This is a genomic window from Streptomyces sp. NEAU-sy36, assembly GCF_013423905.1.
Classification (GTDB): Bacteria; Actinomycetota; Actinomycetes; order Streptomycetales; family Streptomycetaceae; genus Streptomyces; species Streptomyces misionensis.
In genome coordinates this window covers 3,697,877-3,712,222 of sequence record NZ_CP058977.1, presented here as the reverse complement: position 1 = coordinate 3,712,222, position 14,346 = coordinate 3,697,877, and the positions used below count along the sequence as shown (strand labels likewise).

Annotated in this window: 13 protein-coding genes; 7 read left to right on the top strand and 6 right to left on the bottom strand. The window is 72.0% G+C overall.

The features are described 5' to 3' along the window. Positions 1 to 100: 100 nt before the first annotated feature. From HZZ00_RS17160 to HZZ00_RS17140, 5 genes are all read left to right on the top strand, one after another. Entirely contained in the window at positions 101 to 1,591 is a 1,491-nt protein-coding gene (locus HZZ00_RS17160; protein ID WP_180333005.1) for a GMC family oxidoreductase, read from the top strand. 42 nt (positions 1,592 to 1,633) lie between these two features. Then, positions 1,634 to 2,578, top strand: coding sequence for an aldo/keto reductase family oxidoreductase (locus HZZ00_RS17155; protein ID WP_257585848.1), 945 nt, complete (start codon positions 1,634 to 1,636; stop codon positions 2,576 to 2,578). Between the two features lie 691 nt (positions 2,579 to 3,269). Then, positions 3,270 to 4,184, top strand: coding sequence for a YceI family protein (locus HZZ00_RS17150; RefSeq protein ID WP_180333004.1), 915 nt, complete (start codon positions 3,270 to 3,272; stop codon positions 4,182 to 4,184). Between the two features lie 167 nt (positions 4,185 to 4,351). Beyond that, on the top strand, positions 4,352 to 5,005 hold the full coding sequence (locus HZZ00_RS17145; RefSeq protein ID WP_180333003.1) for a YceI family protein: 654 nt from the start codon (positions 4,352 to 4,354) through the stop codon (positions 5,003 to 5,005). 70 nt (positions 5,006 to 5,075) lie between these two features. Next, positions 5,076 to 5,645 (top strand): GNAT family N-acetyltransferase, encoded by a 570-nt coding sequence (locus HZZ00_RS17140; protein ID WP_180333002.1) that lies wholly within the window; start codon positions 5,076 to 5,078, stop codon positions 5,643 to 5,645. Between the two features lie 171 nt (positions 5,646 to 5,816). Here the strand turns inward: HZZ00_RS17140 and HZZ00_RS17135 are convergent, their stop codons facing one another. From HZZ00_RS17135 to HZZ00_RS17125, 3 genes are all read right to left on the bottom strand, one after another. Beyond that, positions 5,817 to 8,789 (bottom strand): aminotransferase, encoded by a 2,973-nt coding sequence (locus HZZ00_RS17135; RefSeq protein ID WP_180333001.1) that lies wholly within the window; start codon positions 8,787 to 8,789, stop codon positions 5,817 to 5,819. Between the two features lie 51 nt (positions 8,790 to 8,840). Continuing rightward, the gene (locus HZZ00_RS17130) at positions 8,841 to 9,281 is read right to left on the bottom strand and encodes an Lrp/AsnC family transcriptional regulator (protein ID WP_180333000.1); all 441 of its coding nucleotides are present in this window, start codon (positions 9,279 to 9,281) and stop codon (positions 8,841 to 8,843) included. Positions 9,282 to 9,631: 350 nt separating this feature from the next. Further along, entirely contained in the window at positions 9,632 to 10,243 is a 612-nt protein-coding gene (locus tag HZZ00_RS17125) for a hypothetical protein (protein WP_180332999.1), read from the bottom strand. A gap of 357 nt (positions 10,244 to 10,600) precedes the next feature. Between HZZ00_RS17125 and HZZ00_RS17120 the strand changes: the two genes are divergently transcribed. Both HZZ00_RS17120 and HZZ00_RS17115 read left to right on the top strand, forming a co-directional pair. Continuing rightward, positions 10,601 to 10,729: an alpha/beta fold hydrolase gene (locus HZZ00_RS17120; protein WP_257585846.1), complete on the top strand. Its 129-nt coding sequence runs from the start codon at positions 10,601 to 10,603 to the stop codon at positions 10,727 to 10,729. 52 nt (positions 10,730 to 10,781) lie between these two features. Then, positions 10,782 to 11,174 (top strand): nuclear transport factor 2 family protein, encoded by a 393-nt coding sequence (locus HZZ00_RS17115; RefSeq protein ID WP_180332998.1) that lies wholly within the window; start codon positions 10,782 to 10,784, stop codon positions 11,172 to 11,174. Between the two features lie 180 nt (positions 11,175 to 11,354). Here HZZ00_RS17115 and HZZ00_RS17110 read toward each other — a convergent pair whose 3' ends face one another. From HZZ00_RS17110 to HZZ00_RS17100, 3 genes are all read right to left on the bottom strand, one after another. After that, on the bottom strand, positions 11,355 to 12,260 hold the full coding sequence (locus HZZ00_RS17110; RefSeq protein ID WP_180332997.1) for a DMT family transporter: 906 nt from the start codon (positions 12,258 to 12,260) through the stop codon (positions 11,355 to 11,357). Between the two features lie 175 nt (positions 12,261 to 12,435). Then, entirely contained in the window at positions 12,436 to 12,702 is a 267-nt protein-coding gene (locus HZZ00_RS17105) for a thioredoxin fold domain-containing protein (RefSeq protein WP_306856190.1), read from the bottom strand. A 42-nt stretch (positions 12,703 to 12,744) separates the two neighbouring features. After that, entirely contained in the window at positions 12,745 to 13,839 is a 1,095-nt protein-coding gene (locus HZZ00_RS17100) for a hypothetical protein (RefSeq protein ID WP_180332996.1), read from the bottom strand. Positions 13,840 to 14,346 lie beyond the last annotated feature (507 nt).

Below are 14,346 nucleotides of genomic sequence, written 5' to 3'. Positions count from 1 at the left end.
CGCGATCCGCGCCGAACGGCGGTCACGGCCGCACGACCTGCCCGGGGCCGGGCGCGGACCTCCCGCCCGCCCCGGGCGCCCACACCACAACGGAGCGACCATGACAAGATCACCCATTCCGTCCGGCCACGACGTCGTCGTTCTCGGCGGCGGAGTGGCCGGGTGCGTCCTGGCGGCCCGCCTCAGCGAGGACCCCGGCCGTTCGGTGTGCCTCGTGGAGGCAGGCCCCGACTACGGGCCGGAGCAGGAGCGCTGGCCGCGGAAACTGCTCGACGCGCGCGCCCTGCCGCGGGACGACGTGTGGGAGCGGCACACCGCGTTCTACCGCATCAGGGCCCGGGTCCTCGGCGGTTCCTCCTGCATCAACGGCGCCTGGAACACCTGGGGTTCGCTCGCCGACCACGCCGAGTGGACGCGCGCGGGAGGTGACCGGTGGTCGGCCCGGGCACTGGAGCCGTACCGGCGCGAAGCCGTGGACCGGATGGGCCTGCGCGCCGGGCCCGACGAGGAACTCTCCGCGTGGGCCTCGGCCGCTCTGACGGCGGCGGGCGAACTCGGTTATCCGGAAGTGGACATGGGCACCCCCGGTCCGCCCGGCCACGGGCGCCCCCTGCTCAACGCGGTGGACGGGCTGCGTTTCAACGCCGCCTTCGCCTACCTGGACCCGGCGACCCGGGCACGGCCCAACTTGACGGTCCTCGACCGCGCCCTGGTGGACCGGCTGGTGGTGCGCCAGGGCCGGGTCCGCGGCGCGCAGGTCGTCGTGGACGGCGAGCGGACGACCCTGGTGGCGCGCACCTACGTACTGGCCTGCGGCACCTACGGCTCCCCCGCCGTGCTCCTGCGCAGCGGCATCGGTCCGGCCGCGCACCTGAAGGAGATCGGCGTCCGGTGCGAGACGGACCTGCCGGGCGTCGGCGCCAACCTGTCCGACCAACCGGGTGTCTTCGTGCCGCTGTCCCCCACGCCCGAGCTGAACGCGCGCCTGGCGGCCAAGGAAGCGCGCGGAGAGCTGTACGTCAGCCGGATGCTGGTCCGGGCCGCCAGCGAGTACTGCCCGGACGGGGCCTGGGACCTGCACCTGCTGCCCACGGCCGGCCCGCCGCTGTTCGGCAAGCTGCCGCCGGGGCGGTACGAGGCCGGGATCTCCGCCTTCCTGATGAAGCCGGTCTCCCGTGGACAGGTCCGGCTGCGCTCGGCCGATCCGCTCGAACCCCCCGTCATCGACCCCGGGTTCCTGACGGACCCCGAAGGCCGCGACGTGGCGGTGCTGCGCTCGGGGCTCAGGAAGGTGGCGGACCTGGCGGCGGCGCTGCGGCCGCTTGCGGCTCCGACGGACGCGACACCGGCCCACACCCTGTCCGACGCGGACCTGCGCGGACGGGTGGGCACCTACTGGCACCCCGTCGGGACCTGCGCCGTGGGCCCGGCGGACGACCCACGGGCGGTGGTCGACGGGCAGGGAGCGGTCCACGGCGTGCCGAACCTCCGGATCGCCGACGCCTCCGTCCTGCCGACCGTCCCCGCCGCCAACACCCAGCTGCCGGTCCTGGCCGTCGCCGGGATGCTGGCCGACACCCTTCCCGCCTGACCGCCCCCACCCCACGCCACCCCACCTCCGCGGAGACTTCCGATGGCAGCAGAGACCGACATACGCGCGCACCGGCTGGTGTACGGCTGCATGGGCCTGGGCGGCGGCTGGGACAGCCGGCCGTACACGTCCGAGGACATCCGGCACGCCGAGACCGCGATCGAGGCGGCCCTGGCCGCCGGGATCACGGCGTTCGACCACGCCGACATCTACCGGTACGGCAAGTCGGAGGCCGTCTTCGGCGAGGTACTCGCCCGGACGCCCGGGCTGCGCCGGCGCATCGTCCTCCAGGGAAAATGCGGCATCCGGCTGCCCGACGGCGAGCGGCCCGGACACTACGACCTGCGGGGGGCGAGCATCCTGCGGCGGGTCGAGGAGAGTCTCGTCCGGTTGCGCACGGACGCCCTGGACGTCCTCCTGCTGCACCGGCCGGACCCTCTCGCCGACCCCGACGACATCGCCGGGGCCCTGACGTCCCTGCACGCCCAGGGGCTGGTCCGGCAGTTCGGCGTCTCGAACATGAGCGGCCCGCAGATCGCGTCCCTCCAGGCCCGTCTAAGCGTTCCGCTGGTCGTCGACCAGCTGGAGATGAGCCTTGCCCGGCGGGACTGGGTGGAGGCGGGTGTCCTGTTCAACACGCCGGCCGGCGCCGGGCACGGCTTCGCGGCCGGCACGCTGGAACACTGCGCGGCCCAGGGCATCCGGCTCCAGGCCTGGGGACCGCTCGCCCGGGGCAGCCTCACCGCCGACCCGGACTCGGCGGTGTGCCGACTCGTCACGGATCTCGCCCGGCGCAAGGGGACCACACCGCAGACCGTCCTGCTGTGGTGGCTGCAACGCCACCCGGCGGGCATCGCACCGGTCATCGGCACGGCCCGGCCCGAACGCATCGCCGCCTGCCGGGACGCGGCCCTGCGCGAGCCGGACCTCACGCACGAGGAGTGGTACGAGCTGTGGGTCGCCGCGCGCGGCGTGCCCCTCCCCTGAGACGAGGGACGGAACCGGAGCAGGCGCATCCCGCGTCAGATCGCGCTTCCGGCCTCGCGCGCCGACGCGGGAATCCCGCGCCGCACCAACGGCGTGGCAGATCCGCGCGTATTCGCCTCAAGCAGCCGCATGAACACCCGCGCTAACTGCTCCTGATGAGGTGTCAACGGCGGGGCCGCTCGGTGGAATTCGGAGTATGAAACCGGATACGTGCGGGAGTTGGACTTGCCCGTCGAGGCGGCGCGCACTGGCCGGCGGCAGAAGAAAATCGCGACTGTGCGCTGCGGCTCCGCGACATGATGTGCAGTGTGAATTGCGGGGACCTGCCCACCCTCCCCCTGGTGCTCGGCGCGGCGAGTTCTGTGTCAGGTCCGTGAGGAAACCGCAGACCGCTTGTGAATATCCGGGCCCATTCCCGTGTCCTTCACCACAGCTTTTCCGCAAAGCAACCAATCGAGCTGTGGCGATATGGCCGGCCGATGTACCGATATGTGGCCTCGCACCCGCCCCCAAGCAGCTTGCGCGGCTTCCACACAGACTCGAGTGAACTGCTCGCGGAGGGCTTTATGATCGTCGGCGAACTACTGGCTTTGCGTCCGTCCTCCTGTCGTCGACGATTCCTGGCGACCGCGAATGCAAGAACTCCGAGCGAGTCGCGTGACCGGGACGCAGGGGAAGAAGGGTGAACTCCATGGCTCTCGGGCTGCTCCGTCGTCGGCGTTCGGGTGGTGCCTCCGGTGGCGTGTCGAGCATCTCGGTCCCCCTGCCGCCCGGTGCCGGGGCCTTCGGCTTCGAGGTGCTCGATCCCATGGGGCAGCCCATGGGCGGGGCCGAGGTCACCGTGACCGCGCTGGACAGCCACCGGGTCGCGACGCGTGGCACCACCGACCCCCACGGCTACTTCATAGCGACGCTGCCACCCGGCTCCTACAGCGTGATGATCGCGGCCGAGGGCCTGTCCCCCGCCCGCGAGAACCTCGACATCGCGGCCGGGGTGGCTCTGCCGGCCGCGCGCATCACGCTCCAGCCCGCCCGCCAGATGGAACTCCCGACAGCCGGTACCTGGCTGTTCGACCCTCCGCACACCGCGATCCGGTTCATCGCCAAACACGTGGGCATGGCTCATGTCCACGGGCGGTTCACCCGTTTCCAGGGCAGCATCCGCGTCGCTCCGAACATGGCCGACTCCCAGGTGGCGGTTCGCATCGACGCCTCCAGCGTCACGACGGGCAACAACACCCGCGACAACCACCTGCGTTCCGCCGACTTCCTGGACGTCGAACGCTACCCGTACATCGACTTCACCAGCACCCGGTTCGCCCACCGCGGCGGCTCCAAGTGGACCCTGCACGGCACCCTCACCATGCACGGCACCAGCCGCTCCGTCGGCCTCGACACCACCTACCTCGGATCGATCAACGGGGGCTACGAGCAGGAACTGCGCTGCGCGGCCCTCGCGAAGGCCGAACTCCACCGGGAGGACTTCACTCTCAACTGGCGCTCCATGCTCGCCCGCGGTATCGCCGTCGTCGGACCGACCGTCCAGCTGGAGTTGGACGTACAGGCGATGTACCGCACCCACGACACGCCCACGCCACCGCAGTAACCCCTCACCGGGGGTCGCCCGACGCGGGCGCGGAACGGCACGCGCGTTCCGTTCGTACGTGGCTCCACCGTCGACCGCGTTCGCCTCGGGCCGGGTCACCGATCGGGGCGGCGCCCCGGCGACATCTTGACAGCACAGAGCAATCGGATGGGAAAGGGCTCACGATCATGGGTATCTTCGGCCGACGCCAGACCGCCGTCAGCGAGCCGGCCCCGGCTGCCGGCACCGGGGCCTCCGTCGCGGAGGCCGCGTCCCGGGGTGTCGCTCTCGACCCGGCGCTTCGAGCCCTGACCGGGCGATGGACCATCGACCGCCCGCACAGCCGCATCGGATTCTCCGTACGGCACGCCATGGTCACGACGGTCCGGGGCGCCTTCGCCGACTACGACAGCGCGTTGTACTTCGACGGAGCCCAGCCCTCCGAGTCGCGGGCCGAACTCGTCATCCGGGTGGCCAGCGTCGACACGGGCGTGGAGCAGAGGGACGCGCACATCATCGGCGCCGACTTCTTCGACGCGCGCCGGTACCCGGAGATGACCTTCCGCAGCACCTCCACCGTCCACGAGGGCGGAGAGACCTTCCGCATGACCGGCGACCTCACCATCCGGGACGTCACCCGGCCCGTCGACCTGCAACTCGACTACCTCGGCTCCGTCCTGGACCCGTTCGGCTTCGAGCGAGCCGGCTTCGACGGCACCACCACCATCGACCGCACCGAGTGGGGTCTGGTCTACAACCAGCGGCTCAAGGCAGGCGGCACCATGGTGAGCGAGAAGGTCCGGCTGCAGTTCGACATCTCCGCGATCCGGTCGACGTCGTAGGGCGCGTCGGAGCGCCTGAGCCGCGGGAAAACCGTTGGGCCGCTCGGCCTGCTCCCGGCATGATCTGCTCGTGGACACCTACCTGGAGACCGAGCGCCTCACCCTGCGCCGCTTCACTGCCGATGACGCGGACCTGCTGATCGAGCTGGACAGCGACCCGGCGGTGATGCGCTATCTGACCGGCGGCAGTCCCACCCCGCCGGAAACCGTTCGCGGGCTCCATCTGCCGAACATCCTCGCCGGCTACGACAAGTGGGGCGGCGACCTCGGACTGTTCGCCGCGCACGAGAAGGACGGCGGCGCGTTCATAGGCTGGTTCATCCTGCGTCCCGAGCCGCAGGGCCCGCTGGACGAGGTCGAACTCGGCTACCGGCTGCGGCGGGCGGCTTGGGGCAGGGGCTATGCCACCGAGGGCTCACGGGCCTTGCTGGCCAAGGCGTTCACGGAGCTGGGCGTGCGCATGGTCTGGGCCGAGACGATGTCCGTGAACCGCGGTTCGCGCAACGTCATGCAGAAGCTCGGCATGTCCCTCGCGGACACCATCCCCACTCCCTCCGACATGGAGATGGTCGAGGGCTCCGAGCACGGCGGCGTACGGTACGAGATCACCAGGGAACAGTGGGAGGCGCAGCAGAGCTGACACGGCGTCCCGGTCCTGGCGGCAGCCCCTCGCCCGCGCCCGCTGCCCCCGCCCCGTCCGAGACCCGCACACGCCCTCACTCCGGCGCTGCGCGGCCCAGCCGACTGCCTCGCACCGGAGGCCGACGGTGTTGACGCGCGGGCGGCGGCAGGCCTCCGCCCGCGCCGGGTGTCACCCGGTGTGGCCGTGGCCGAGTTGGGCGAGGGCCAGGTCGAGCATGTCGGCGAAGAAGTCCGCGGCGGCGGAGTCGATGCACAGCGGCGGCTTGATCTTCAGGATGTTGAGATGGTCACCGGTGGGCTGGACGATGACGCCGAGGTCGAGCATGCGGTCGCAGAGTTCGGCGGTCTCCTCGGTGGCGGGCTCCAGGGTGGTGCGGTCCCGGACGAGTTCGAGGCCCAGGTAGAGGCCGGATCCGTGGACGGCGCCGACGATGCCGTAGCGCTCGGCCAGCGCTTCCAGCCGCCGTTTCAGATGACTGCCGACGCGCACCGCGTTGCCCTGGAGGTCCTCGTCGCGCAGGGTGTCCAGGACGGTGAGGCCGACGATGCTGGAGACGGGGCTGCCGCCGGTGGAGGAGAAGAAGTAGCCCTGCTCGCGGTAGCGGTCGGCGACCTCCTTGGAGGTGATGACGGCTCCGAGGGGGTGGCCGTTGCCCATGGCCTTGGCCACGCAGACGATGTCGGGCACGACACCCTGCTGCTCGAAGCCCCAGAACCAGTGCCCCAGGCGGCCGTAGCCGACCTGCACCTCGTCGGCGACGGCGAGGCCGCCGTGGCGGCGCACCGCCGCGTACACCTCGGCGAGGTAGCCGTCGGGGAGGGCGACGCCGCCGGCGTTGCCGTAGAAGGTCTCGCCGATGAACGCCCCCGCCGGGCGGCCGGAAGCGGCCAGTTCGTCGATCACCGCGACGGCCTCCGGCGCGTAGCGCACGGCGTCCGTCCCGCGGTGCCGGCCCCGGTAGGAGTTGGGCGAGTCCACGGTGTGCACCCAACTCGGGCGGGTGGCCAGGGCGTTGGGGTTGTCCTGGAGCGACGTGGAGACGGCGTCGGAGGCGTACGTCCAGCCGTGGTACGCCTCGCGCAGTGCGACGACGTCGTGCAGGCCGGAGGCGCCGATGGCCAGCCGGAGGCCCAGGTCCACCGCCTCGGAGCCGGAGTTGACGAGGAACACCGTGTCCAGTGGGTCGGGAAGCAGTTGGGCGAGGCGTTCGGTGAACTCCACCACGGAGGCGTAGTGGAAGCGCGAGTTGGTGTTGAGCCTCCGCAACTGCCGGGAGACCGCCTGCTCGACGCGGGGGTGGGCGTGGCCCAGCGGGGTGACGTTGTTGACGATGTCAAGGTACGCGCGGCCCTCGGTGGACAGCAGATGGTGGCGCCAACCCCGCTCGATGCGGGGCGGGTCGGCGTAGTAGTGCCCCTGCACGGTGGCGAACGCGGCGGCGCGCCGGTCGAGCAGGTCCCCGTCGCGCGCACGGTCAAAGTCGGCCGGGAGGCCGAGGAGGGGCGCGGGGTCGGCGGTGAGCGCGAGCCAGCCGGCGGCGTACTCGGGCCGGACCAGGTGCGGGACGGCGGGGCCGTCGGCGTCGCGCAGCGCGACATGGACCATGGCGCCGGAGCCGAGACGGGCGATGTCCTCGCCCGGCCGCACCGTCGCCCCGGCGCCGACCAGGGGCCGGCCCTCCCGGGCGAAGGACAGCGACAACACCCTTGTGCCGTGGGTGAGTTCCAGCCGGTCCGGTGCCGTGGTGAGGACCCTGCCCGCGGCGGGCGCCTGGAGCACGGCGTCCCGGCCGAGCCAGAGGTCGATCCCGGTGGGCACCGTGGCGGTCGACGCCACCGACAGCACCTGCGCCCGGGTGAGCCGCGCACGGGCGTACCGGGTGGCGACCGCGGCCGCGCCGCCCGCGAGTGCGGAGGCCGCCAGCCGGTCCTCGGTGCCGGGGTCCGTCCAGGAGCCGTGGTCCATGCAATCGGCCTCGGTGGACAGGTCGAGGAGAGAGATGTCGGCGGCGGCGATGCCGCGCAGGAGAGGGCGCACCGGGGTGTCGGCCCGCGCGGTCGCGGCGGGCGCGTCGGCCGTGCCGGTCGCGTCCCTGACGAGGCCGGTCATCACCGGCAGGGGCAGCCGGGTGGCCTGTTCGAATATGCGCCACTCGCGGTCGAGCGCGGCCTCGGCGTAGGCGTTGTCCTCGTCGACGGCGGCCTGCTGGCGCCCGCTGACCACCAGGACGGCGGCGCGCAGGATCACCAGCGGCCACAACGCCTCCGCCTCCTGAGGGGTGAGTGGCCGAACGGTGTGGAAGGCGCGGACGGCCGGCAGCACGTGGTGAGGCTCGATGCCGTCATGGTGCAGCAGTGAGGACAGTGTCACGGCGAGTTCGCCGACCGCCCAGCTCTCGGTCACGTCACCGAAGTCGATGACCCCGTCCGGCATGGGCGGGCGGGTGCCGGGACGGCGGATCAGGTTGTCGTCGGTGAGGTCCAGATGCACGGCCTGCGACGGCAGCGCGGCGGCGACCTCCTGGACGCGCGCCCAGGCCTCGGCGGTCGCGTCCTGGACGGCGGCACGCCGGTCGGGCTCGTCGATGTGCCCGGCGAGCTTGGCGACGACGCGGTCCGCGTGCCGCGGGTCCCACTGGAGCACGCGGTCGAGGCCCGGGTGCCGAAAGCCGCGCAGGGCGGTGCTGACCTCTGCGGCGATCGTGCCCATGGCCGCCACCGTGGCCGGTGACAGGTGCCGAGGTCCGGAGAGCGTGCCGCCGGGCAGGTGGCGCAGCAGGCGCGCGACGGCCGGACCGTTCCCGGTGTCCACCGTCGTGCGCCGCGGGGAGCCGTCGGGGCGGCGCAGCACGGTGGCGACGCGCAGTTCCGGGCAGGCGGCGGCGACCAGGTCGGCCGCCGCGTCCTGGGCGTCGATCTCCGTCGGACCGAAGGCGGGGTTGGCGATCTTCAGCACCGCCGCGGGCGTGCCGTCGTCGTGGAGCAGGAAGTTGGCGTCCTGCTGGCTGCCCAGCGCTTGTGCGCGCGCCCTGCTGCCGAGGTGCTCGGATGCGATGCGCTCCGCCTCGGCCGGTGTCACGCGGGGCACGGGAAGGGCGTCCTCGGTGAAGAAGTCGATCGTGCGGTACTCGTCGGACAGCATGCGGGGTTCCTCGGCTGGTGCGGGCAGACAGGGCTGGGGTGCTCGGACGTCTCAGTCGACGTGCCACAGGAAACGGTGCGTGTGGATTCCGAAGTAGGGGAAGTTCTCCACCGTCGTGACCCCCTCGACGGGCCGCACGACGTCGTTGATGAAGTCCAGCAGCTCCCGGGGCTGACCGCACACCACCTCCACGAACAGATCGAAGCCGCCGGCCGTCAGGACCGTGTACACGACTTCGTCGTGCCGGGACAGCTCGTCGGCGACCGCCCGGGGATCGCCGTCGACGCGCAAGCCGAGGAGCGCCATCGCCTGCTGCCCCATGGTCATCGGGTCGGTCACTCCGACGACCTGGACCGCCTTGGTGTCGATCAGCCGCTGCAGCCGGAGCCTCGCGGCCGAGGGCGACAACCCGACCTTCGGCCCCAGGTCGGCGTACGGGATCCGGCCGTCGACCTGCAGCTCCCGCAGGATGGCCCGGTCGATCTCGTCCATGAAGCACCTCTCCCGCCCACGTGAACCGCAGGCCTCGCACTGATTTCAAGCACAATGCCGGATCAGCGCGCGTGATTCAAGCGGCGAGACGCTCGAATCGAGCGAGGAAGCGGGTAGCCGAGTGCTCGTGCGCGCTGGTCGCCGGTGGTATGCGGACGTAACGGCACGGGCCCGCAGGCGTGCGCGGTGACGGCTTGGCCGCCTCAATCGCCCGCCTGCCGCATCCTCCGTGTCGCGAGGTCGCGGTAGCCGTACGCCGCGACGCCCAGGAAGAGAGCCACCAGGTAATCGGGCAAGACGCGGACCGCCGCCGCCGGCGCGGCCGCCGCACGTGTCGGTCCGCTCTGCGCTCAGGGTTCGATCCCCGGCAGCCAGGACACCTGGCCTCGGTAGAACAGCCAGCAATAGAGCAACCAGGCGCCGCACCAGACGGTGCAGGCGACGGCCCGCCGGCGAGCACCGGTCGCGGGCGGCGTGGAGGAGACCAGCCGGATGCCGGCCGCCAGACCACCGAGGGTCAAGGCCCACCAGAGTATGCCCACGGCGGGGAGGTGAACCCACTGTCCGGCATGCGTTTCGATCACGTAGACGCAGTAGCCGAGGGGAGCGGCGAGGTAGCCGACGTACAGCAGGCGGCGCTGCCGGCGTCGCGGTCCCGGCCGCGGCGGGAGGCCGGACGGCCGGGGCGGCGCTGCCGGGAGGGGCGGGAAGGGCGGTGGTTTCGGCATCGTCACCGGCGGTCGGCCGTGTTCGGCCTCCCATGCTCGGCGCAGCCAGGCGGCACCCTCGCCGTACGCCTGCTCCCGTTGTCGTGGGTCGGTGACACAACGGTCCACCAGTGTTCGGACGAACTCGTCTCCCTCGCTCGGCCCGGGCAGCAGCCGACCGCTGAGGTACTGGTCCCACACCGCGTCACCGACACGGCAGGCGTCCCGCAACTCGCGATGCGGTCGTCCGTCCACCAGTCTCCGCAGCCACTGTGCGAACGCCGCCGCCTCCGGCGTCGGTAACCCCGCCACCTCGCCCCCCCCCGGAAAGCACGTCGAGCCATGAGAGCCGCAACGCCGCGCCCGCGTCTCAGTCGTCACCATGGCACGAACGAACCGCGCTCGCGAGGCCCCGCACGGAACTTCCCGAGGATGTTCGCCGTCGGGTGCTCAGTTGGTCGCGAGCGGCTGTGTGGTGAGCAGATGGCCCGTCAGCCCCCGTTCCCCCCTTGGTGGTTGACTTCGGGCCGGACAGGACAAACCGTCGATCTCCCGTATCCACGAGTCGCCGGGGAGGAAGACAGCCAGTTCCCCGTGCACGCGGTGCGGAGCATGGCCGACGCCATCGAGGGCAGCACCTTCCGCGTGCTGCCGCACACCGGCCACCTGGCCGCGCGGGAGAACCCCGAAGAGGTCAACGCGACGATCGACGCCTTCCTCGGCGCCCGTCTTGCCGCCTGACCCGACGGCGAGGGCGGCAGCGGATCACAGGAAGACAGCGAGGAGAACAACAATGACGCGACATGCCGCCCCGGCTCCCGTGCCGACATGGGTCCGCCAGCTCATGCGCGAGATCGACACCCTCGATTTCGGCGAGGGTTTCACCCGGATCACCGACGACACCGAGATGTTCTTCGGCACCGCCCACGTGGTGGGTGCCGAGGCCATGAAAGCGTTCTTCGTCAAGATCGACGAGCCGCTGCACATCGAGCACACCGTCCTGGAGTGCTGGGAGGCCCCCGACGGGGTCCTGTTCCTGCGCGGGGAGGCCACCATGGCGAAGAAGACCGCCCCGGACACCACCGTACGGGCGCCGTTCATGCACCTGTACCGCCTCGACGACAGCGGGACGATCCGCACGATCCACATCACCGCCGGCCCACTGCGCACCGATGCCGTGATGTGACACCAGGCGCGACGCCCCGGACACGGGGCTGTACGCGCCACCGTGCAGGACCCGAGGGCAACGCATTCGACGTCGTCCGAGGGCTGTTTCGGCGGTACTGGTCACGGCCACCCGTGCACAGCCGCGACCAGCACCGTCGCCACGCGTCGACGGCGGCGGACACGTCGCCGGTCGCGCCGCTCATCGTTCACCGGGCCTCCCCCGCCGGATCGCCGGACGATCCGGCGGGCGGCTCGGGCGGCGCGGGCGGATCTCCCGGGCGGCTGCGCAGTAGGCGCTGATCAGGATCAGGACGCAGCCGGCCAGTTGCAATGTGGTGGGCCGTTCGCCCAGTACGACCGCGCCCAGCGCGACCGCTCCCACCGGCGTCAGGAGCAACAGCACGGCCCCGACATGGCTGCTCAGCATCGGTGAGGTCGAGGCGACCAGCAGCCACCCCACCACCTGGCTGGAGACCGCCACCGCCAGCAGCAGGCCCATGACCTGCCAGCCGGGTGTGAGATCCAGCCCGTAGGAGAACCGGCCGGCCACCAGCGACACCACCGCGGCGCAGACGATCACCAGGACGTAGCGCTGCCGGACGAGTCCGCGGTGGCCACCGCGTCGCAGCAGGAACAGGAACACCGAATAGCACACGGCCGCCAGCACCGCGTGGAGCGTGCCCGCCCGCGGGTCGCTGCCGGACGCGCCGCCCTCCACCACCCCTCCGGTGAGCACGACGCCCAAGAGGATCACCGGCACCCAGAGCAGAAAGGAACGCGGCACCGGCTCCCGGTCGATCGCCCAGGCCAGCAAGGGAACCAGCACCACCTGCACGTTGACCAGCACGGTGGACAGGCCCGCGCCGACCTCGGCGATCGCCTGGGTCCACAGCAGCATGTCCCAGGCGAACGCGGCGCCCGCGAGCAGCGCGAGGCCGTACTGTCCGCGGGACGGTGGCCCCTTCCGGCGACGCTCCGGCAGCGCCAGCCCCACCAGCGCCGGCAGCGCCAGAACACAGCGGTAGAACGAGGCCGTCCCCGGGTCGGTGCGGGCGAGTCCCAGCAGCACCGCGGACGCGGACACGCACAGGGCGCCGGCAGCCATCCCCCAGGCAGGATGTCGCGGCGGCCCGGATCGCCGCCGGGCCGTCCGGGGCCGCACAGGGCTCCTTCGCCGGTCGGCGCGGGCCGCCGCAGCGGCGCCACGTCTGGCCGGTCGGGACATCACAGACCTCCTCGCCGCTCCCCAGCCCGGCCCTGATGGCACCTGAGGCGTGGTGTCACTCCGCCAGCAACGCGCGAACGGCCTGTTCCAGCTCGGCGGGGGTCACCGCACCGACCGCCCGCACGATTCCCCGCGCGTCGACCAGGACGTTGGTCGGGACTCCGGTGATGCCGAGCGCGGCGGCGTAGTCGCCGGTCTCGTCCAACAGGATCGGTCCCGCGACGTTCCACACGTCGGCGAAGGCGAGCGCCTCGGCGCGCGCGTGGCGCGTCTCCCACACGTTGATATGGATGAAGTCCAGCCCGGACCGGGCGGTACGCAGGCGCAGTTCCTCGATGACCGGCGCCTCCGCGTTGCAGGGGCCTCACCAGCTGGCGAAGAAGTTGATCAGGTATCTCTTCTCCGCCCATTCCCTCGTCGTACGCACCTCGCCGGTGCGGGCGTCCGGCAGAGCGAACTCGGGGAGCCTCCTGCCGACCGCGGCGTGGGTGGGCGGCCGCTCGGCACCGGGCAGCCACGGCCGGTCCACCACGGTGAGCGTGCCGCTTCCGGCGTTCGAGACCAGCAGCCGCCCGGAGGAGGCGTCGATCTGGCAGTCGCCCGGGCCGTTGCCGACGGTGATGCGGTGCGTCTCCGTTCCGCCGACGGCATCGATGACGCTGACGGTCCCCGCACCCCGGTTGCAGACGTACAACCGGCTTCCGTCCGGTGCCACGCACATGCCGACGGGGGCCCGCTCCACCCTCACTTCGCCCAGGGGGCGTCCCGTAGCGAGGGAAAGCCTCAGCACTGTGCCGTGCAGGGAACCGGCCACGTAGAGCTGGTCGACCACGGGGTTGACGACGACCTTGCACGGCCCTTCGCCGACGGCGATCCGCTCCAGGGGGCGCAGGGTCTCCGTGTCGAACACGGTCACCGAGGCGGACATGAAGTTGGCGCAGTACCCGTGCCCCCGACGGCCGTCCACGGCGATGCTTCCGGCTCCCAGCTCGGCGGGAACCGTACCGATCACCTCCAGGCGGTCGGCGTCGATGGCCGTGATCGTGCCGGCCGCGGTGTTGCCGCAGAAGATCCGCCGGCGTTGCGGGTCGTGTCCCAGCCCCGCCGGGTAGGCGTCCTTCCCGACGGGGATCCGTGCGACACGTACGGCGGTGTCGGCGTCGAGGACGGTGACGGTGTCGGAGCGGGCGTCGGCCGTGAACAGCCGTCGGCTCGGCAGATCCAGCACGACGGGGATCGGTTCTCTTCCCACGTCGGCCCGCCACACCGGAACGCAGCGGTCGAGGTCCACGGCGACGACCGCGTCGTCGCGGGAACAGGCCACATAGGCGCGGCGCGCCGCGGTGTCCACCGCCACGGCTTCCGGACCGGCGCCGAGCCGTGGCTCCGCCACCACCGTGTGCGCCCGCGCGACCCGGCAGGCGGGACCGCTCGGCCGGGGAGGCAGGTTGCCAGTCATGGCCAGTGTGTTGACGGAAGACCGCGAGACCAAACGCCCGGGCCCACTCATTGGGGCCATCAGATGGACGCCCTTTCACGGGGGCGCACGCCGGCCCGCGACCGCGGGGCACACGTGCGGCAGCCGTCCGACGCGACGGGCACGCGTCCGCACCTGAGGCCCGCGCGTGGTGGAGGAAGGCCGGCGATCACCGCCCGTCACACCGGCGGAGCAGCCCTCCCCGGAACGATCCGGCTCACGGTCCGGTGACGCCACCTCGCTCCGGGTCCGGCGCCCACCGGGTCCCGGCCTGAGCCGCCACGGACAAGCAGGGCTGCCCGACGCGGCGCCCGTGCCACCGGAGGCGCCCTGCGCCGACGGTGTCGTGGGGTGGTGCCGGTGGTCGCCGTCGTCGGCTCAGTGCCTCGGTCCAGTCCCGTCGTCCACACCCGTTCACCGGGTTCGTCCCGGTTCGCGCAAGCGGTTGTCACCGATCATCAACTCGCCTGTCACAGCGGCATCTTGATT